The following is a 16,275-nucleotide window of genomic DNA, read 5'->3' as shown; positions in this document are numbered from 1 at the left end:
GGTCGGGCCCCACACGGGTCGCCCGCCCGCCGCGCGACCGGCATGGAGTAGTCCGACGGGACGAACGGCGCGCGGCGGGTGATCGTGGGTGGACCGCCCTTCATCAGGAAGGGTGCCGTTCAGCCGGGGGGCGACGAGAAGGCTCAGGATCATGGCCACTTTGTGCAGACCCGCTGTCTCCGTGCCGGAACATGTGATCACCCTGGAGGACACGCTCGCCCTCGCGCGCTCCCACCACGCCGATCACCCCCAACTCCCCCTGGCGCTCCGCCTGATCGAGAACACCGGCGTGCTCACACGCCACCTTGTGCAACCCATCGAGGAGACCCTGAAGCACCCGGGTTTCCAGGCCCGCAACGCCGTCTACGAGGCGCAGGCCAAGGCCCGCGTCCCGGCCGTGGTGCGGCGCGCGCTCGACGACGCGGGGCTGCGCCCGCAGGACATCCAGGCGATCGTCTACGTGTCGTGCACCGGCTTCATGATGCCGTCCCTGACGGCCTGGCTCATCAACGCGATGGGCTTCTCCCCCGACACCCGCCAGATACCCATAGCCCAGCTGGGCTGCGCGGGCGGCGGGACGGCGGTGAACCGGGCGCACGACTTCTGCACGGCCTACCCGGAGGCGAACGCGCTGATCGTGGCCTGCGAGTTCTGCTCGCTGTGCTACCAGCCGACCGATCTGGGCATCGGTTCCCTCCTGTCGAACGGTCTCTTCGGGGACGGGGTCGCCGCCGCCGTGGTGCGCGGTCGGGGCGGCACGGGCATCGAGCTGGAGCGCAACGGCTCGTACCTGATCCCGCAGACCGAGGACTGGATCGCGTACGACGTCCGCGCCACCGGGTTCCACTTCATGCTCGACAAGCGTGTGCCGACCACGATGGAGCCGCTCGCTCCGGTGCTGCGCAACCTGGCGGAGCGGCACGGCTGGGACGCCTCGGAGCTGGACTTCTACATCGTGCACGCGGGCGGTCCGCGCATCCTGGACGACCTCAGCAAGTTCCTCCAGGTACCTCCGGACTCCTTCCGCTTCAGCAGGGCCACGCTCACCGAGTACGGCAACATCGCGAGCGCCGTGGTGCTCGACGCGCTGCGCCGGTTCTTCGACGAGGGCGGCGCGCACGACACCGCGCGCGGTCTGCTGGCCGGCTTCGGCCCCGGAATCACCGCGGAGATGACGCTGGGGCGCTGGAGCGGCGCCCAGGACCGCTCGGCGCTCGAGGAGGCCGCCGTATGACCGAGGACACCACCACCCGCCCGCCGGTCCGCCAGTGGCCCGCTCTGGACCTGCACGGCGTCGACTTCGACCCGGTGCTGACCCGGCTGATGGACGAGGGCCCGGTGACCCGCATCGCGCTGCCGAACGGCGAGGGCTGGGCCTGGCTCGTGACCCGGCACGCGGACGTACGCATGGTGGCCAACGACGCGCGCTTCAGCCGGGAGGCGGTCGTCGGGCGCCAAGTCACGCGGCTGGCACCGCACTTCATCCCGCAGGCGGGCGCCGTCGGGTTCGCGGACCCGCCCGACCACACGCGGCTGCGGCGCGCGGTCGCCGCGGCGTTCACCACGCGCGGGGTCGAGCGGCTGCGTACGCGCGCGCGGGCGATGCTCGACGAACTGGTGGACGGCATGCTGCGCGACGGCCCGCCCGCGGACCTCACGGAGCGTCTCCTGGCGCCGTTCCCCATCGCGGTGATCTGCGAGCTGATGGGGGTGCCCGCCGCCGACCGGCAGCTGATGCACACCTGGACGCAGCTGATCCTGTCGTCCGCCCACGGCGCCGACGTCAGCGAACGCGCCAAGAACGAGATGTCGGCCTACTTCACCCGCCTGATCCGCTCGCGCGCCGACGGCGCCGGCGAGGACGTGACCTCCTTGCTGGGCGCGGCGGTCGACGCTCAAGAGCTGACCGAGGACGAGGCGGTGGGGATCGCCGTGCTGGTGCAGATCGGCGGCGAGGCCGTCACCAACAACTGCGGCAACATGGCGTACATCCTGCTGACCCGGCCCGACCTCATGGCGCGCCTGCGCGAAGAGCCCGGCCTGCGTCCGCGGGCCATCGACGAACTGCTGCGCTACATCCCGCACCGCAGCGCCGTCGGCCTGTCCCGGATCGCCCTGGAGGACGTGGAGATCGCGGGCGTGCGCATCGGCGAGGGCGAACCGGTCTACGTCTCGTACCTCGCGGCCAACCGGGATCCCGAGGTGTTCGCCGACCCCGACCGGATCGACTTCGAGCGCACGCCGAACCCGCACGTCTCCTTCGGCTTCGGGCCGCACTACTGCGTGGGCGGGATGCTGGCGCAGCTGGAGTCGGAGCTTCTGGTGGACGTCCTGGCGGACCGGTTCCCCGGTTTGCGGCTCGCGGTGCCCGCGGCGGACGTGCCCTTCCGCAAGGGTGCGCTGATCCGCGGCCCGGAGGCGCTGCCGGTGACCTGGTCGGCGGTCGGATGACCGCGCTGAGCCCACCGGAGGGACTGCTGGTGCCGCCCGGCCACGGGCGCACCGTGCAGACAGCGGCCCAGCAGGTCACCTTCAAGGTCACCGGGCACCACTCGCGCAGCGCCTCCAGCTTCGAGGTGGTGGTGCCGCCCGGCTTCGATGTGGGCGCCCATGTGCACACACGGAGCGAGGAGTTGTTCTACGTCCTCGACGGCGAGCTGGACGTCCTCGCCTTCGAGCCGCGGGTGCGCACGCCCGACAACTGGCAGCGCTGGCAGTCCCCTTCGGGCGGCAAGGTGGTGCGGGCCACGCCCGGCACGGTGATCGTCGTGCCGCCCGGCTGCCCGCACGCCTTCGCCAACCCCACGGGAAACCCGGCCCGGATGTTCTTCCAGGCCTCTCCCCCGCCCGACCACGAGCGCTACTTCGAGGAGCTCCTGGAGATCCTGGCCGCGGACGGGCCACCGGACCACGCGGCGATCGAGGAGCTCCGCTCCCGGTACGACATCGAGCAGCTGACGCCGCTGCGTCACGGCGCGCCGTGACGCGGCGGCGGTACCGCTAGCGGATCGGCATGCCCGACAGGGTGCGGGCGATGACCAGGCGCTGGATCTCGCTCGTGCCCTCGAAGATCGTGTAGATCGCGGCGTCGCGGTGCATGCGCTCCACCGGGTACTCGCGGGTGAAGCCGTTGCCGCCGAGGATCTGGACGGCCTGGGCGCTGACCTTCTTGGCGGTCTCGCTCGCGAACAGCTTGGACATGGAGCCCTCGGCGTTCTCGAACTTCTTGCCCGTGGACGCCATCCAGGAGGCACGCCACACCAGGAGGCGCGCGGCGTCGATCTGGGTGCGCATGTCGGCGAGCTGGAAGGCCACGCCCTGGTTGTCGATGATCGGGCGGCCGAACTGCTCGCGCGTCTTCGCGTACTCCAGGGCCTCCTCGTAGGCGGCGCGGGCCGTGCCGACCGCCATGGCGCCGACGGCCGGACGCGAGGCCTCGAAGGTGGCCATCGCGGCGTTCTTCACGCGCTCGCCGCCCTTCTTGGCCTTCTCACGCGCGCGGGCGAGGCGCTCGTCGAGCTTGTCCTTGCCGCCGAGCAGGCAGGAGCCGGGGATCCGCACGTTCTCCAGGACGACCTCGGCGGTGTGCGAGGCGCGGATGCCGTGCTTCTTGAACTTCTGGCCCTGGGACAGGCCGGGGGTGTTCGGCGGCACGATGAAGGAGGCGTGCCCCTTGGAGCCGAGCTCGGCGTCCACGGAGGCGACCACCACGTGGACGTTGGCGATGCCGCCGTTCGTCGCCCAGGTCTTGGTGCCGTTGAGGATCCACTCGTCCTTGGCCTCGTCGTAGACCGCGCGCGTGCGCATGGCGGCGACGTCGGAGCCGGCGTCCGGCTCGGACGAGCAGAAGGCGGCCACCTTCACGTCGTTCACGTCGCCGTACATCTGCGGGATCCAGGTGCCGATCTGCTCCTCGGTGCCGTTGGCGAGGACGCCGACGGCGGCGAGGCCGGTGCCGACGATGGACAGGCCGATTCCCGCGTCGCCCCAGAACAGCTCCTCCATGGCCATCGGGATGCCGAGGCCCGAGGGGTCGAAGAACTGCTGCGCGTAGAAGTCCAGGGAGTAGATTCCGAGCTTGGCCGCTTCCTGAATGACCGGCCAGGGGGTCTCCTCGCGCTCGTCCCACTCGGCGGCCGCGGGGCGGATCACATCGGCGGCGAAGCCGTGAAGCCAGTCACGGACTTCCTTCTGCTCGTCGTTGAGATCCATGGTGAACTCGGCCATAACCCCTCCAGGGCGCACGCACTGCTGTGTTACTTAAGGTAACGCGAGTCTGTTACTGGCGAGTAGCCCATGTCAACCTCCGAGTGCGCGTTCGATACCGAATAGCCATGAGGTGTTACCTTTCGCGTGCGTCAGGCAATCGCAGGGGCGGGGAGAAAAGCTCATGGAGACCACACAGCGGACCGATCAGCGCGCGGACCAGCAGTCCGCCGCCGAGCGTCGACGGCGCGACCTCCTTGAGGCCGCGGACCGCGTGGTGCTCCGGGACGGCCCCGGCGCCTCGATGAACGCGATCGCGGCGGAGGCCGGGATCACCAAGCCGATCCTGTACCGGCACTTCGGCGACAAGGGCGGCCTCTACGCCGCGCTCGCCACGCGCCATACGGACGCCCTGCTCGCCTCGCTGCGGGCCGCCCTGGACGCGCCCGCGGAGCGCCGCGAGCGCGTGGAGGCCACGCTCGACACCTACCTCGCGGCCATCGAGGCCCGTCCCCAGGTCTACCGCTTCCTGATGCATCCGTCGGAGGGCTCCCCCACCGAAGCCGGGTTCGACGTGGGACGGCACTCGTTCCCGCTGCTGCGCCGCATGGGCGAGGAACTGGCCGAGGTGATCGAGGAGCGCGTGGACCTCGGCCCCGGCAGCCAGCAGCTCGCGCGCGTGTGGGGACACGGGATCGTCGGCATGATGCACGCCGCCGGTGACTGGTGGCTGGGCGATCGCCCGTGCGAGCGCGCCGAGTTGGTGCGCGGCCTCGCGGATCTGCTGTGGGGACGGCTCGCCGCGGCGGGCGACAAGGTGGGCGGCCCCGGGTTCTGACCCCGGCCCCGCCCCGTCGTCTCAGGACGGCACGGCACCCGGCGCCCACGGCGCCTTCGCCGCCTGGCGCAGCACCCGCCTGCGCCGCCACCCGGTGACGCGCTCCGTGTACGTGCGCCCCTCCAAGTGGTCGCACTCGTGCTGGAGGCAGCGGGCGAACCAGCCCGTTCCATGGATCACCACGGGCTCGCCGTCGACGTCGACACCCTCCACGCGCGCGTGGTCGAAGCGCGGCGTGCCCGCCTCCAGGCCGGGGAGCGACAGACAGCCCTCGGGGCCGCGGATCACCTCCCCGTCGGCCTCGACCAGGCGCGGGTTCACGACGTGGCCGACGTGGCGCACATCGTCGTCGTCCTCACAGTCGAAGACGAACACCCGCAGCCCCTCGCCGACCTGGTTCGCGGCGAGGCCCACGCCCTGGGCCGCGTACATCGTGGCGAACATGTCCTCGACCAGGCGCGCCAGCGCCGGGCCGAAGTCCGTGACCTGCGCGCAGGATTGGTGGAGCACGGCTTCGCCGAGCAGGGTCAGGGGTCGTACGCGCCCTGAGGCGCCCGGGATCGAGCCGTGTCGCATGCCGGTAAGGGTACGGTCCACCGCGCGCCACGAAGCGCTGGTGGTGCCGGGGTTCGGGCTTGTCGGAGGATCTCGATAGGCTGAGCCCATAAACGATGCCGGGGGCAGGCGCGGCGCCGTACGCAAGGAGGACCCAGGAAGATGGCAGGCAACTCGGAGCCGATGACTCCGCGCGCCAAGCTGGCCGTGACGGCCGGCCGGGCCGCGGCCGCGGTGTCGCGGGCGGCGGGCCGCGGCAGCGGATCAGTGATCGGCGGCAAGGTCGCGCTGCGGCTCGACCCCGAGCTGCTCGCGCGGGTCGCCCAGCACCTGGACGTGGTGCTCGTCTCGGCCACGAACGGAAAGACGACGACCACGCGACTGCTCGCGGAGGCCCTGCGCGCCAGCGGCCCCGTCGTCTCGAACGCCCTCGGGGCGAACATGCCCGCGGGCATCACCTCCGCCCTGGCGGGCGGTGGCGAGGCCAAGTACGGCGTGATCGAGGTCGACGAGAAGTACCTGGCCGGCGTCGCCCGCGACACCGACCCGAAGGCGATCGCGCTGCTCAACCTCTCGCGCGACCAGCTGGACCGCGCCGGTGAGACCCGCATGCTCGCCGAGAAGTGGCGCGAGGGGCTCGCCGGTTCGAAGGCCATTGTGATCGCGAACGCGGACGACCCGCTGATCGTCTGGGCCGCCTCCTCCTCGCCGAACGTGGTGTGGGTCGCGGCGGGCCAGGAGTGGAAGGACGACGCCTGGTCCTGCCCGGCGTGCGGCGGCGTGATGCAGCGCCCCGGCGACGACTGGTTCTGCGGCGAGTGCGGCTTCCGCCGGCCGATCGCGAGCTGGGCGCTCCAGGGCGACCACGTCATCGACCCGCACGGCTCGGCCTGGCCGATCCATCTCCAGCTGCCGGGCCGCGCCAACAAGGCGAACGCGGCGACGTCCGCCGCCGTCGCCGCCTGCTTCGGGGTGCCGCCGCAGGTCGCCCTGGAGCGCATGTACCAGGTGCAGGCCGTCGCCGGCCGCTACGACGTCGTGCAGTTCCAGGAGCGCGACCTGCGGCTGCTGCTCGCCAAGAACCCGGCGGGCTGGCTCGAAACGTTCACTCTGATCGACCCGCCGCCGACCCCGGTGATCCTCTCGGTGAACGCGCGGGGCGCGGACGGCACCGACACCTCCTGGCTGTGGGACGTCGACTACAAGCGCCTCGCCGGGCACCCGATCTGCGTGATCGGCGACCGCCGGCTCGACCTCGCGGTCCGGCTCGAGGTCGCGGGCCTGGACTTCCGGGTCTGCGAAACGCTCGACGAGGCGGTGCAGATGTCGCCCCAGGGGCGGATCGAGCTGATCGCCAACTACACCGCGTTCCAGGACGTCCGCCGGCGTGTGGGCAACTGACCCCGCCCTGACGAGGACCAGCGAAGGATCATGAGCATGAGTGACAACAGCCTGCGTCTCGTGTGGGTCTACCCCGACCTCCTGAGCACCTACGGCGACCAGGGCAACGCGCTGGTGGTGGAGCGCCGCGCCCAGCAGCGCCGCCTCCAGGTCGAGCGCTACGACGTGCGCAGCGACCAGGCGGTGCCGACCTCCGGCGACATCTACCTCATCGGCGGCGGCGAGGACCGGCCGCAGCGCCTCGCGGCTGAGCGGCTGCGCCGCGACGGCGGACTGCAGCGCGCGGTGGGCAACGGCGCGATCGTCTTCTCCGTGTGCGCCGGCTACCAGATCCTCGGCCACGAGTTCGTGAACGACCTCGGTGAGCGCGAGCCCGGGCTCGGCCTGCTCGACGTCGTCTCGACGCGCGGCGAGGGCGAGCGCTGCGTCGGTGACGTACTGGGCGACATCGACCCGGAGTTGGGCCTGCCCGAGCTGACCGGCTTCGAGAACCACCAGGGCGTCACGCACCTGGGCCCCACGGCCCGCGCCTTCGCCCGCACCCGCATCGGCAAGGGCAACGGCACGGGGGACGGCACCGAGGGCGCCTTCAACGACACCGTGTTCGGCACGTACATGCACGGGCCCGTGCTCGCGCGCAATCCGCAGATCGCCGACCTGCTGATCAAGCTGGCGCTCGATGTGAACGCGCTGCCGCCGGTGAACGACCACTGGTACGAGGAGCTGCGCGGCGAGCGGATCGCCGCGGCCACGGCGACCCCCGCCTGACCCCCTGAAGGGCCCTCACCGAGGGCCCTTCAGTGCACCCCCGCGCCCATGTGAGCAGGCCGGTCCACCTGTCGGACGCCACGTGCGGAAGGGACCCCGGACGCCGATAAGGTACGGGGGTCCAGCCGGACGGCGTGGTCCGGCCATCGGCCCACGTTTGCAAAGGTAATCCGGGCTTATGCGTATTGGTGTCCTCACCTCCGGGGGCGACTGCCCCGGCCTGAACGCCGTGATCCGCTCGGTCGTGCACCGGGCCGTCGTCGACCACGGCGACGAGGTCATCGGCTTCCACGACGGGTGGAAGGGCCTGCTCGAGTGCGACTACCGCAAGCTGGACCTCGACGCGGTGGGCGGCATCCTCGCCCGCGGCGGCACCATCCTCGGCTCCTCCCGCGTCCAGCCCGCGCATCTGCGTGACGGCGTCGAGCGGGCCAGGGGGCATGTCGCGGACCTCGGTCTGGACGCGATCATTCCGATCGGTGGCGAGGGCACCCTGAAGGCGGCCCGCCTCCTGTCGGACAACGGCCTCCCGATCGTCGGCGTACCGAAGACGATCGACAACGACATCGCTGTCACCGACGTGACCTTCGGCTTCGACACGGCCGTCGGCGTCGCCACCGAGGCGCTCGACCGCCTCAAGACCACCGCCGAGTCGCACCAGCGCGTGCTGATCGTCGAGGTCATGGGCCGGCACACCGGCTGGATCGCGCTGCACTCCGGCATGGCCGCGGGCGCGCACGCCGTCGTCGTGCCGGAGCGCCCCTTCGACATCGACGAGCTGACCAAGAAGGTCGGTGAACGGTTCGAGGCCGGCAAGAAGTTCGCCATCGTGGTCGTCGCCGAGGGCGCCAAGCCCCGGGCCGGCTCGATGGCGTACGACGAGGGCGGCAAGGACGTCTACGGCCACGAGCGCTTCGCGGGGATCGCCCGGCAGCTCTCGATCGAGCTGGAGCAGCGCCTCGGCAAGGAGGCGCGCCCCGTGATCCTCGGCCATGTGCAGCGCGGCGGCACCCCCACCGCGTACGACCGCGTGCTCGCGACGCGGTTCGGCTGGCACGCCGTGGAGGCCGTGCACCGCGGCGAGTTCGGCAAGATGACGGCGCTGCGCGGCACCGACATCGTGATGACGTCGCTGGCCGAGGCCGTGCAGACGCTGAAGACGGTGCCGGACGAGCGGTACGCCGAAGCCGAGTGCGTGCTCTGACCCGCACCGGCAGCTAGGGCCTGTCGTTTGGATCAGGCCGGGCTCGCGGGGCCTGGCACGCACGCTCGCGGCGTTGTCGTCGGTCGACGACGCTCCGCGTCGCCTCCCTCCTCCGCCTTGCGATCGCACGCACCAGGCCCCGCTCCCTGATCCGGCCTGATCCAAACGACAAGCCCTAGACCGCCACAGAACTGCCCCCGGCCGAAGCACCGGCCGAGGGCAGTTCTACTCTGGGTGCGCACAATCCGTACGAAACGAGCAACAGGAGCCGGCGGATGGATCACAGCGGGCACGGCATGAACATGGATCTGCCGCCGTTCACGCTGGGGCGTGGCCTTGAATGGTCGGCCGACCCCTTCTTCCTCGTCGGGTGCCTGCTGGCCCTCGCCCTGTACGGATGGGGCGTCGTGCGCCTGGCCCGGCGCGGCGACGCGTGGCCGGTGTCCCGGACGATCTCGTACGTCGTGGGCGTGCTCACCATCGCTCTGGTGATGTGCACCAAGCTCAACGACTACGGCATGGTCATGTTCAGCGTGCACATGGTGCAGCACATGGTCATCAGCATGCTGTCGCCGATCCTGCTCCTCATGGGCGCCCCGATCACGCTCGCGCTGCGGGCCCTGCCGGTGGCCGCGAAGCGCGGCAGCAAGGGGCCGCGCGAGCTGCTCCTGGCGCTGCTGCACAGCCGCTACATCCGGATCATCACGCACGCCGCCTTCACGATCCCGCTGTTCATCGCGAGCCTGTACGCGCTCTACTTCACGCCGCTCTTCGACTTCCTCATGGGGTCCAAGGCCGGCCACATCGCGATGATGGTGCACTTCCTCGCCGTCGGCCTGGTGTTCTTCTGGCCGATCATGGGCGTGGACCCTGGGCCGCACCGGCCCGGCTATGTGCTGCGGATGCTGGAGCTCTTCGCGGGCATGCCGTTCCACGCCTTCTTCGGCATCGCGCTGATGATGGCGTCGACGACGATGGTCGGCACGTTCGAGAATCCGCCGGCCTCGTTGGGCATCGATCCGCTCGCCGATCAGACGGCGGCGGGCGGCATCGCCTGGGCGTTCAGCGAGGTGCCCTCGGTCCTGGTGCTGCTCGCCCTGCTCTTCCAGTGGAAGAAGTCGGAGGACCGGCAGGCGCGTCGCAAGGACCGCGCCGCGGACCGGGACGGCGACAAGGAGCTGGAGGCGTACAACGCCTACCTGGCCTCGCTCAACGGGCGCACGCAGTAGTCGACCGGCGCGGGCAGTAGCGCCCCGGCACCGTTACGGGTGAATATGGCCTCCTGGTCGCGGCTCGGACTCCGTCCGGCTGCTGGGAGGAGGGTGTGTGATGCCCGGTTCCACGAAGACGATGGGTGCGTTCACCGTGGGCGGCCTGGTGGCCGTGACCGCCTACACGGTGGCACTCGGCAGCAATGGGTGGTTGTGGTTCGGCTGGGTGGTGCTCGGCCTGCTCACCGTCGCCATGGTGGCGTCGCGCAGCAGCTGACGGCCGGCGCCCCGGGGCTCAGAAGCGGAAGACGGGGCCCGTCGACGCCTCCATCGCGCAAGGGTTGCCGAAGGTCTTGTGCCAGGCGATCGCCTTGCCGCGGTACGTGCCGGTGGCCTCGACGGTGACCGGGTCGTAGACCTGGGTGCACATCCGCTGCTCGACCGGCAGCGCGTCCAGGTCGCCCCCGGCCGCCTCCAGGGCCGCGCAGGCGTCGGCGGCGTGCGGGTGTTCGCCCGAGGGCCGGGGCACGCAGTTCAGGTGGACGCCGCGCACCCAGGTGTCGTCGGCGCCGGAGACGGTCAGGAACAGCTCGCCCGGCCGCTCGGGCCCGGTGGTCGCGGCGCCCGCGGCCGGAGCGGCCGCGGCCAGGAACAGGAACGCGGCGGCGGCCACGTGGACGGAACGCATGCGGATGAACCTCCGGTGCTGGGACGTCAGGGTGGAAACAGGCCACCTGCCGGGACCGCCCCTGCCAAGCGGACGCGCCGTACGGGTCCCGGACAGGGCCCGATCGGGCTCTCGCGCCGACGCTTCCGATTGGTTACTGTGCGCGAGCACGCGACGGTACAAGCGTCAACACAAGCGGTCCAAGTGGTTCGTGGGGGAAGGCGATCGGGATGTTCTACCGGCTGCTCAAGTACGTGATCCTCGGGCCGCTGCTGCGGCTCCTGTTCCGGCCGCGGATCGAGGGCCTGGAGCACATACCGGAATCCGGCGCCGCGATCGTCGCGGGCAATCATCTGTCGTTCTCCGACCACTTCCTGATGCCCGCGATCATCAAGCGGCGGATCACGTTCCTTGCGAAGGCCGAGTACTTCACCGGCCCCGGGCTCAAGGGTCGGCTGACCGCCGCGTTCTTCCGCAGCGCGGGCCAGATCCCGGTCGACCGCTCGGGCAAGGAGGCCGGACAGGCGGCGATCCGCGAGGGCCTCGGGGTGCTGGGTCGCGGGGAGCTGCTCGGCATCTATCCGGAGGGCACGCGCTCGCACGACGGCCGCCTCTACAAGGGCAAGGTCGGCGTCGCCGCGATGGCGCTCAAGGGGCGGGCGCCGGTCGTCCCGTGCGCGATGATCGGCACGTTCGAGGCGCAGCCGCCCGGCCAGAAGATCCCGAAGATGCACCGGGTGACGATCCGGTTCGGCAGGCCGCTGGACTTCTCGCGCTACATCGGGATGGACGACGAGAAGGCGATCCTGCGCGCGGTCACCGACGAGATCATGTACGCGATCCTGGAGCTGTCCGGGCAGGAGTACGTCGACAAGTACGCGGCCCTCGTGAAGGCGGAGGCCGAGGAGGAGAAGGCCCGGAGGTTCCCGCGGTTGCCGCTGAGTTGATCTCGCCCCGGGTTCCGCGCGCCGCGGCGAGCGGACTCCCCCGGTTCCGCGCTCTGCGCTGAGCAGATTCTGGGGTCCTGGCGGGCGCCACCGACGTACGGTCCGGTCATGAGGACGGCATTGGTGATCGGTGCGGCAGGGCAGATCGGGCGGCCCACGGTACGGGCGCTCGCGGCGGACGGCTGGGAGGTGACGGCGGCCTCGCGCGGCGGCGGACGGGACGCGGGGTGGCCCGACCGGGTGCGCGCCGTGCGGCTCGACCGGGAGGACGACGCGGCGCTCACGGAGCTGGTCGGGGACGGCGTCGACCTCGTCGTCGACATGGTGGCCTTCACCCGGGAGCACGGGCGGCAGCTGGCGAACCTCTCGGGCCGGGTCGGTTCGGCGGTGGTGATCTCCAGCGGCGCCGTCTACGAGGACGAGGAGGGCCGCAGCTTCGACACGCAGGCCGAGCCGGACGGCTGGCCCCGCTATCCGGGCCCGGTGAAGGAGACCGACCGGACCCTCGCGCCGGGCGACGCGACGTACGGGACGCGCAAGGTGCGGTTGGAGCGGGATCTGCTGGCGCTCGGTGAGGCGCTGCCTACGACGCTGCTGCGGGCGTCCGCGGTGCACGGACCGTACTGCCGCACGCCGCGCGAGCTGTACTTCGTGAAGCGGATTTTCGACGGGCGCCGCAGGCGCGTGCTCGCGTTCGACGGGGAGAGCCGGTTCAATCCGGCGAGCGCCCGGAACCTGGCGGAGCTGGTGCGGCTCGCCGCGGCCCGTCCGGGCTCGCGGGTGCTGAACGGCGCCGATCCGGACTGCCCCACCGTGGCGGAGATCGGCACGATGATCGACGCGTTGATGGGCGTGGAGACGGAGACGGTGCTGGTGCCCGGGCCGCCGCCGGCGGAGACCGTCGGCGACACGCCGTGGTCGCTGCCGTACCCGTTCGTCTTCGACATGTCGGCCGCGGAGCGGGAGTTGGGGTACAAGCCGGTGACGACGTACGCCGACGCGCTCCCGGAGACGGTCGAGTGGCTGACGGCGCGGCTGCGGGAGCACGACTGGGAGACCGGCTTCCCCAAGATGGTCGCGTCGTACACGACCGGTCTGTTCGACTACGCGGCCGAGGACGTCTGGCTGGCGTCCCGGGCCGCGCAGCTCTAGAGAACGGCTACGACTACGGCTTGGGCGTGGCGTGCGGCGCGCACGTCACGTCCTTGCCGTCGGTCTTGCCGGTGAGCAGGTAGCTGTCGACCCGGTCGTTGATGCAGGGGTTCGTGAGACCGGTGACACCGTGCGAGCCCGCGCCCTTCTCGGTGATCAGGCGGGAGCCCTTGAACCGCTTGTGCAGCTCGACGGCGCCCTCGTACGGGGTGGCGGCGTCACGCGTGGACTGCACGATGAGGACCTGCGGCAGACCCTTGCCGGTCTTCACGTCCAGCGGCGTCTGCTGCTTGGTCTTCCAGGTGGCGCAGGGCAGGTTCATCCACGCGTTGGCCCACGTCATGAACGGGTACTGCTTGTGGAGCGCGGTGTTGTCCTTGTCCCACTTCGACCAGCTGGTCGGCCACTTGGCGTCGGCGCACTCGACGGCCGTGTAGACGGCGTTGCCGTTCTCCGCGGAGGCGTTGCCCGCGGTGTCCGACATGTCGGGGGCGGCGGCGTCCACCAGGGCCTGGGTGTCACCGGCGACGTACTTGCTCCACACCTGGGCGGTGGGCACCCATGCGGAGTCGTAGTACGGGGCGCTCTGGAAGAAGGCGATCAGCTCGGCCGGGCCGACGACCCCGCCGATGGGGTTCTTCTTCGCGGCGGCGCGCAGCGTCTCCCACTGCTGCTGCACCTTGGCGCGGGTGTTGCCGAGGTGGTAGGTCGCGTCGTTCTTGGCGACCCAGTCCTGCCAGTCCTTCCAGCGGCCCTCGAAGGCGATGTCCTGGTTCAGGTTCGCCTGGTACCAGATGTTGTCCTTGGCCGGGTTGACCACGCTGTCGACGATCATGCGGCGGACGTGGCCCGGGAAGAGCGTGCCGTAGACGGCGCCCAGGTAGGTGCCGTAGGAGACGCCGAGGTAGTTGAGCTTCTTCTCGCCGAGGGCGGCACGGGTGACGTCGAGGTCGCGCGCGGTGTTCGGCGTCGTCATCTGCGGCAGCATCTCGCCGCTCTTCTCGTAGCAGCCGTCCGCGTACTCCTTGGCGAGCTTGCGCTGCGCGAGCTTGTCCGCCTCGGAGTCGGGAACCGGGTCGGCCTTCGGCGCCTTGACGTACTCCTGCGGGTCGACGCAGGAGATCGGCGCGGAGTGGCCGACGCCGCGCGGGTCGAAGCCGACGAAGTCGTAGGCCTTCGCCATCTTCGCGTAGATCGGGTTCTTCGTCGTCACACGCGTCGGGAAGCGCATGCCGGAGCCGCCGGGGCCGCCCGGGTTGTAGACGAGGGAGCCCTGCCGCTCGCCCTTCGTGCCGGTATTGCCGATGCGGTCCACGGCGAGCTTGATCTGCTTGCCGTTGGGCTTCATGTAGTCGAGCGGCACGCTGACCCAGCCGCACTGGATGGGCTTGGCGAGACCCCAGTCCGCGGGGCAGTCCTTCCAGTCGATGCCGGCCTTCGCGGCCTTGGCGGCGGCGATGGCCGCGCCGCGCGCCTGGAGGTCGGCGGTGCTGCTGCCGGACCTGGAGGCGTCGGCCTGGGCGGCCGGGGCGCTGACCGCGCCCGCTATCAGCGCCGCCGCGGCGAACGCGCCCGCGGAGCCGATCACCGCCTTCCGGCTGCCGCGCGCTGTCTGTCTGGTCCGTCTCAAGTGAGGCCTCCCGCACATCGATTCGATCCGTACGTCGATCGTGTTGCTGATCGGTACGCGGATCCTGACGCGTGGGAGGTCCCTGGCAACAGAGACAGCGGGCGTTCTTTACCAATCCGATAAACGGTATAACTCGCCCGGTGAGCGGATCAGGCCAGTCGGCCCAGTGCCTCGTCGAGCGTCCGGCGCAGTCGCAGGGCGTCCGGAGCCACCGCCGTGACCAGCACGGCAGGGCCCGCGAGGGGCGTGAGCGCGGCCGTTCCCGCCTCGTCCAGCAGGGCCGAGGACGGCTTCTCCACCTCGAATTCCGGTCGTACGACCACGAGTTGGCCAAGTGCCCGGTGCCCGGCGAGGACGGCGGGGCCGTCCCAGCCGCCGGGCGCGCCCGGGCCGCAGGCCAGCTCCTGGTCGAGCAGCGGACGCCCGGCCCGGTACACGGTGAGCCGGCTGGTCAGCCGGCCCGGCTCCTCCGCCACGCGGCCGAGCACCTGCTCCTCGCGCAGTACGAGCCGCGCGCCCGGCGACAGATCGGCGCGCGTGGTCACCCGCAGATCGCTGCCGCCCGCCGAAATCAACTGCTCCGGCAGCCAGTCGAGTCGGGCCCCGTCGGCGACGTCGAGCCGCACGTCGTAGTGCGCCTCCTCCTTGGCCTGACCCGGCAGGGCGATGGTCGCGGCGATGGAGCCCACGTGCAGATGGGCGCCCTCCTCGGCGCTCGCCTCCACGGTCAGGCGGTCGCCGCCGAGCGGTCCGCTCATGGCGCCGACGAGCATCACCCGGGACTCGGCGGGCGCCGCGCCGCGCGTGCGGCGCAGCGCGAACGAGCCCTCGCCCGCCATGACGGGCAGCGCTGTCCCGCCCCGGCCGTCACCGCGCGCGACGATCCGGGCGGTGGACCTGACTCCCGCGCTCACGCGGTCCACGCGGCGAGTCGCTCCCGCGCCCAGGCCGCGACGTCCCCGACGCCGACCTCGGACCGCAGGGACTGCAGCACGACGGGGAGTTCGGCGCGCGCCTCCTTGGCGTCGGCCTCCATCCGCGCGAGGTCGGAGCCGACGTAGGGGGCGAGGTCGGTCTTGTTGATCACGAGCAGGTCGGCGGTGGTGACACCGGGGCCGCCCTTGCGCGGGATGTCGTCGCCGCCCGCGACGTCGATCACGAAGATCTGGGCGTCGATGAGCCCCTTGGAGAAGGTGGCGGTCAGGTTGTCGCCGCCGGACTCGATGAGGATCAGGTCGAGCGGGCCGACCTCGTCCTCCAGGTCCTCGACGGCCTCCAGGTTCGCGGAGATGTCGTCACGGATCGCGGTGTGCGGGCAGGCGCCCGTCTCCACGGCGGTGATCCGCTCGGGCGGCAGCACGGCCTCGCGCAGCAGGAACGCGGCGTCCTCGCGCGTGTAGATGTCGTTCGTGACGACGGCGAGCGAGAGCTCCTCGCGCAGCGCGCGGCAGAGCGCGGCCACGGTGGCGGTCTTGCCCGAACCGACGGGCCCGCCGAGCCCGATGCGCAGCGCGCGCCGGGTGCCGTCGGGCCGGTGGGCGTCGGCGGATACGGCGGAGGCTTCGTCGTGGGTGTGTCCGAGGTGCATGGTGATCCACGGCTCCAATCTGTTCGGCCTCACGGCCGGCCCGGTCGGCTTCTCCAGCCCGTCCGGCGTTCGAGGACAAGGGGGTCCGGGGGCGATGCCCCCGGGGTC

17 protein-coding genes are annotated in these 16,275 nt (G+C 71.3%); 11 read left to right on the top strand and 6 right to left on the bottom strand.

The window, feature by feature from the left end:
* Positions 1 to 151: 151 nt before the first annotated feature.
* Genes ACIA8D_RS26330 through ACIA8D_RS26320 form a run of 3 tightly spaced genes read left to right on the top strand, consistent with a single transcriptional unit; the run spans position 152 to position 2,984 of the window.
* Complete coding sequence (locus ACIA8D_RS26330; protein WP_399235928.1) at positions 152 to 1,234, top strand: type III polyketide synthase; 1,083 nt, start codon at positions 152 to 154, stop codon at positions 1,232 to 1,234.
* Positions 1,231 to 2,451 carry a cytochrome P450 gene (locus ACIA8D_RS26325; RefSeq protein WP_399235926.1) on the top strand — a complete coding sequence of 407 codons (1,221 nt, stop codon included), beginning with the start codon at positions 1,231 to 1,233 and terminating at the stop codon, positions 2,449 to 2,451. The genes ACIA8D_RS26330 and ACIA8D_RS26325 overlap by 4 nt, the downstream gene beginning before the upstream one ends.
* Entirely contained in the window at positions 2,448 to 2,984 is a 537-nt protein-coding gene (locus ACIA8D_RS26320; protein WP_399235924.1) for a cupin domain-containing protein, read from the top strand. The genes ACIA8D_RS26325 and ACIA8D_RS26320 overlap by 4 nt, the downstream gene beginning before the upstream one ends.
* Positions 2,985 to 3,000: 16 nt before the next feature.
* Here ACIA8D_RS26320 and ACIA8D_RS26315 read toward each other — a convergent pair whose 3' ends face one another.
* Complete coding sequence (locus ACIA8D_RS26315; RefSeq protein WP_399235921.1) at positions 3,001 to 4,227, bottom strand: acyl-CoA dehydrogenase family protein; 1,227 nt, start codon at positions 4,225 to 4,227, stop codon at positions 3,001 to 3,003.
* Between the two features lie 163 nt (positions 4,228 to 4,390).
* Between ACIA8D_RS26315 and ACIA8D_RS26310 the strand changes: the two genes are divergently transcribed.
* The gene (locus ACIA8D_RS26310; protein WP_399235920.1) at positions 4,391 to 5,044 is read left to right on the top strand and encodes a TetR family transcriptional regulator; all 654 of its coding nucleotides are present in this window, start codon (positions 4,391 to 4,393) and stop codon (positions 5,042 to 5,044) included.
* Between the two features lie 21 nt (positions 5,045 to 5,065).
* Here ACIA8D_RS26310 and def read toward each other — a convergent pair whose 3' ends face one another.
* The gene (def, locus tag ACIA8D_RS26305; RefSeq protein ID WP_399235918.1) at positions 5,066 to 5,620 is read right to left on the bottom strand and encodes a peptide deformylase; all 555 of its coding nucleotides are present in this window, start codon (positions 5,618 to 5,620) and stop codon (positions 5,066 to 5,068) included.
* 141 nt (positions 5,621 to 5,761) lie between these two features.
* On the opposite strand from def, the gene ACIA8D_RS26300 reads away from it, so the two are divergent.
* The 5 genes from ACIA8D_RS26300 (at position 5,762) to ACIA8D_RS26280 (ending at position 10,460) form a co-directional block, all read left to right on the top strand.
* Positions 5,762 to 7,000, top strand: coding sequence for a MurT ligase domain-containing protein (locus ACIA8D_RS26300; RefSeq protein ID WP_399235915.1), 1,239 nt, complete (start codon positions 5,762 to 5,764; stop codon positions 6,998 to 7,000).
* Positions 7,001 to 7,036: 36 nt separating this feature from the next.
* Complete coding sequence (locus ACIA8D_RS26295; RefSeq protein WP_399235913.1) at positions 7,037 to 7,768, top strand: type 1 glutamine amidotransferase; 732 nt, start codon at positions 7,037 to 7,039, stop codon at positions 7,766 to 7,768.
* Positions 7,769 to 7,946: 178 nt separating this feature from the next.
* Positions 7,947 to 8,972 carry a 6-phosphofructokinase gene (locus tag ACIA8D_RS26290; protein WP_399235911.1) on the top strand — a complete coding sequence of 342 codons (1,026 nt, stop codon included), beginning with the start codon at positions 7,947 to 7,949 and terminating at the stop codon, positions 8,970 to 8,972.
* A gap of 275 nt (positions 8,973 to 9,247) precedes the next feature.
* Positions 9,248 to 10,201, top strand: a complete 954-nt coding sequence (locus ACIA8D_RS26285) for a cytochrome c oxidase assembly protein (protein ID WP_399235909.1) — start codon at positions 9,248 to 9,250, stop codon at positions 10,199 to 10,201.
* Between the two features lie 100 nt (positions 10,202 to 10,301).
* A complete protein-coding gene (locus tag ACIA8D_RS26280) occupies positions 10,302 to 10,460 on the top strand; it encodes a hypothetical protein (RefSeq protein ID WP_326020160.1) in 159 nt (52 codons plus the stop codon).
* A gap of 18 nt (positions 10,461 to 10,478) precedes the next feature.
* Here ACIA8D_RS26280 and ACIA8D_RS26275 read toward each other — a convergent pair whose 3' ends face one another.
* A complete protein-coding gene (locus tag ACIA8D_RS26275) occupies positions 10,479 to 10,871 on the bottom strand; it encodes an SSI family serine proteinase inhibitor (protein WP_399235906.1) in 393 nt (130 codons plus the stop codon).
* 209 nt (positions 10,872 to 11,080) lie between these two features.
* On the opposite strand from ACIA8D_RS26275, the gene ACIA8D_RS26270 reads away from it, so the two are divergent.
* Positions 11,081 to 11,797: a lysophospholipid acyltransferase family protein gene (locus ACIA8D_RS26270; protein WP_399235904.1), complete on the top strand. Its 717-nt coding sequence runs from the start codon at positions 11,081 to 11,083 to the stop codon at positions 11,795 to 11,797.
* A 108-nt stretch (positions 11,798 to 11,905) separates the two neighbouring features.
* Positions 11,906 to 12,949 carry an NAD-dependent epimerase/dehydratase family protein gene (locus ACIA8D_RS26265; RefSeq protein WP_399235902.1) on the top strand — a complete coding sequence of 348 codons (1,044 nt, stop codon included), beginning with the start codon at positions 11,906 to 11,908 and terminating at the stop codon, positions 12,947 to 12,949.
* Positions 12,950 to 12,962: 13 nt separating this feature from the next.
* Here ACIA8D_RS26265 and ACIA8D_RS26260 read toward each other — a convergent pair whose 3' ends face one another.
* From ACIA8D_RS26260 to ureG, 3 genes are all read right to left on the bottom strand, one after another.
* Complete coding sequence (locus ACIA8D_RS26260; RefSeq protein WP_399235899.1) at positions 12,963 to 14,597, bottom strand: alpha/beta hydrolase; 1,635 nt, start codon at positions 14,595 to 14,597, stop codon at positions 12,963 to 12,965.
* A gap of 131 nt (positions 14,598 to 14,728) precedes the next feature.
* Entirely contained in the window at positions 14,729 to 15,502 is a 774-nt protein-coding gene (locus tag ACIA8D_RS26255; RefSeq protein ID WP_399235897.1) for an urease accessory protein UreD, read from the bottom strand.
* Positions 15,490 to 16,167 carry an urease accessory protein UreG gene (gene ureG, locus ACIA8D_RS26250; protein WP_399236108.1) on the bottom strand — a complete coding sequence of 226 codons (678 nt, stop codon included), beginning with the start codon at positions 16,165 to 16,167 and terminating at the stop codon, positions 15,490 to 15,492. Before ureG ends, ACIA8D_RS26255 begins: the two co-directional genes overlap by 13 nt.
* Between the last annotated feature and the right edge of the window lie 108 nt (positions 16,168 to 16,275).

Source organism: Streptomyces sp. NPDC051684 (assembly GCF_044453445.1).
Taxonomy (GTDB): Bacteria; Actinomycetota; Actinomycetes; order Streptomycetales; family Streptomycetaceae; genus Streptomyces.
Note: the sequence above shows the minus strand (reverse complement) of the source record. Positions and strands in the feature narration are given on the sequence as shown.

What these genes read in the sequence shown, in the direction of transcription:
- ACIA8D_RS26330 (WP_399235928.1), top strand. Translation starts at nt 152, where the DNA reads ATGGCCACTTTGTGCAGACCCGCTGTCTCCGTGCCGGAACATGTGATC.
- ACIA8D_RS26325 (WP_399235926.1), top strand. Translation starts at nt 1,231, where the DNA reads ATGACCGAGGACACCACCACCCGCCCGCCGGTCCGCCAGTGGCCCGCT.
- ACIA8D_RS26320 (WP_399235924.1), top strand. Translation starts at nt 2,448, where the DNA reads ATGACCGCGCTGAGCCCACCGGAGGGACTGCTGGTGCCGCCCGGCCAC.
- ACIA8D_RS26315 (WP_399235921.1), bottom strand. Translation starts at nt 4,227, where the DNA reads ATGGCCGAGTTCACCATGGATCTCAACGACGAGCAGAAGGAAGTCCGT.
- ACIA8D_RS26310 (WP_399235920.1), top strand. Translation starts at nt 4,391, where the DNA reads ATGGAGACCACACAGCGGACCGATCAGCGCGCGGACCAGCAGTCCGCC.
- def (WP_399235918.1), bottom strand. Translation starts at nt 5,620, where the DNA reads ATGCGACACGGCTCGATCCCGGGCGCCTCAGGGCGCGTACGACCCCTG.
- ACIA8D_RS26300 (WP_399235915.1), top strand. Translation starts at nt 5,762, where the DNA reads ATGGCAGGCAACTCGGAGCCGATGACTCCGCGCGCCAAGCTGGCCGTG.
- ACIA8D_RS26295 (WP_399235913.1), top strand. Translation starts at nt 7,037, where the DNA reads ATGAGTGACAACAGCCTGCGTCTCGTGTGGGTCTACCCCGACCTCCTG.
- ACIA8D_RS26290 (WP_399235911.1), top strand. Translation starts at nt 7,947, where the DNA reads ATGCGTATTGGTGTCCTCACCTCCGGGGGCGACTGCCCCGGCCTGAAC.
- ACIA8D_RS26285 (WP_399235909.1), top strand. Translation starts at nt 9,248, where the DNA reads ATGGATCACAGCGGGCACGGCATGAACATGGATCTGCCGCCGTTCACG.
- ACIA8D_RS26280 (WP_326020160.1), top strand. Translation starts at nt 10,302, where the DNA reads ATGCCCGGTTCCACGAAGACGATGGGTGCGTTCACCGTGGGCGGCCTG.
- ACIA8D_RS26275 (WP_399235906.1), bottom strand. Translation starts at nt 10,871, where the DNA reads ATGCGTTCCGTCCACGTGGCCGCCGCCGCGTTCCTGTTCCTGGCCGCG.
- ACIA8D_RS26270 (WP_399235904.1), top strand. Translation starts at nt 11,081, where the DNA reads ATGTTCTACCGGCTGCTCAAGTACGTGATCCTCGGGCCGCTGCTGCGG.
- ACIA8D_RS26265 (WP_399235902.1), top strand. Translation starts at nt 11,906, where the DNA reads ATGAGGACGGCATTGGTGATCGGTGCGGCAGGGCAGATCGGGCGGCCC.
- ACIA8D_RS26260 (WP_399235899.1), bottom strand. Translation starts at nt 14,597, where the DNA reads ATGTGCGGGAGGCCTCACTTGAGACGGACCAGACAGACAGCGCGCGGC.
- ureG (WP_399236108.1), bottom strand. Translation starts at nt 16,167, where the DNA reads ATGCACCTCGGACACACCCACGACGAAGCCTCCGCCGTATCCGCCGAC.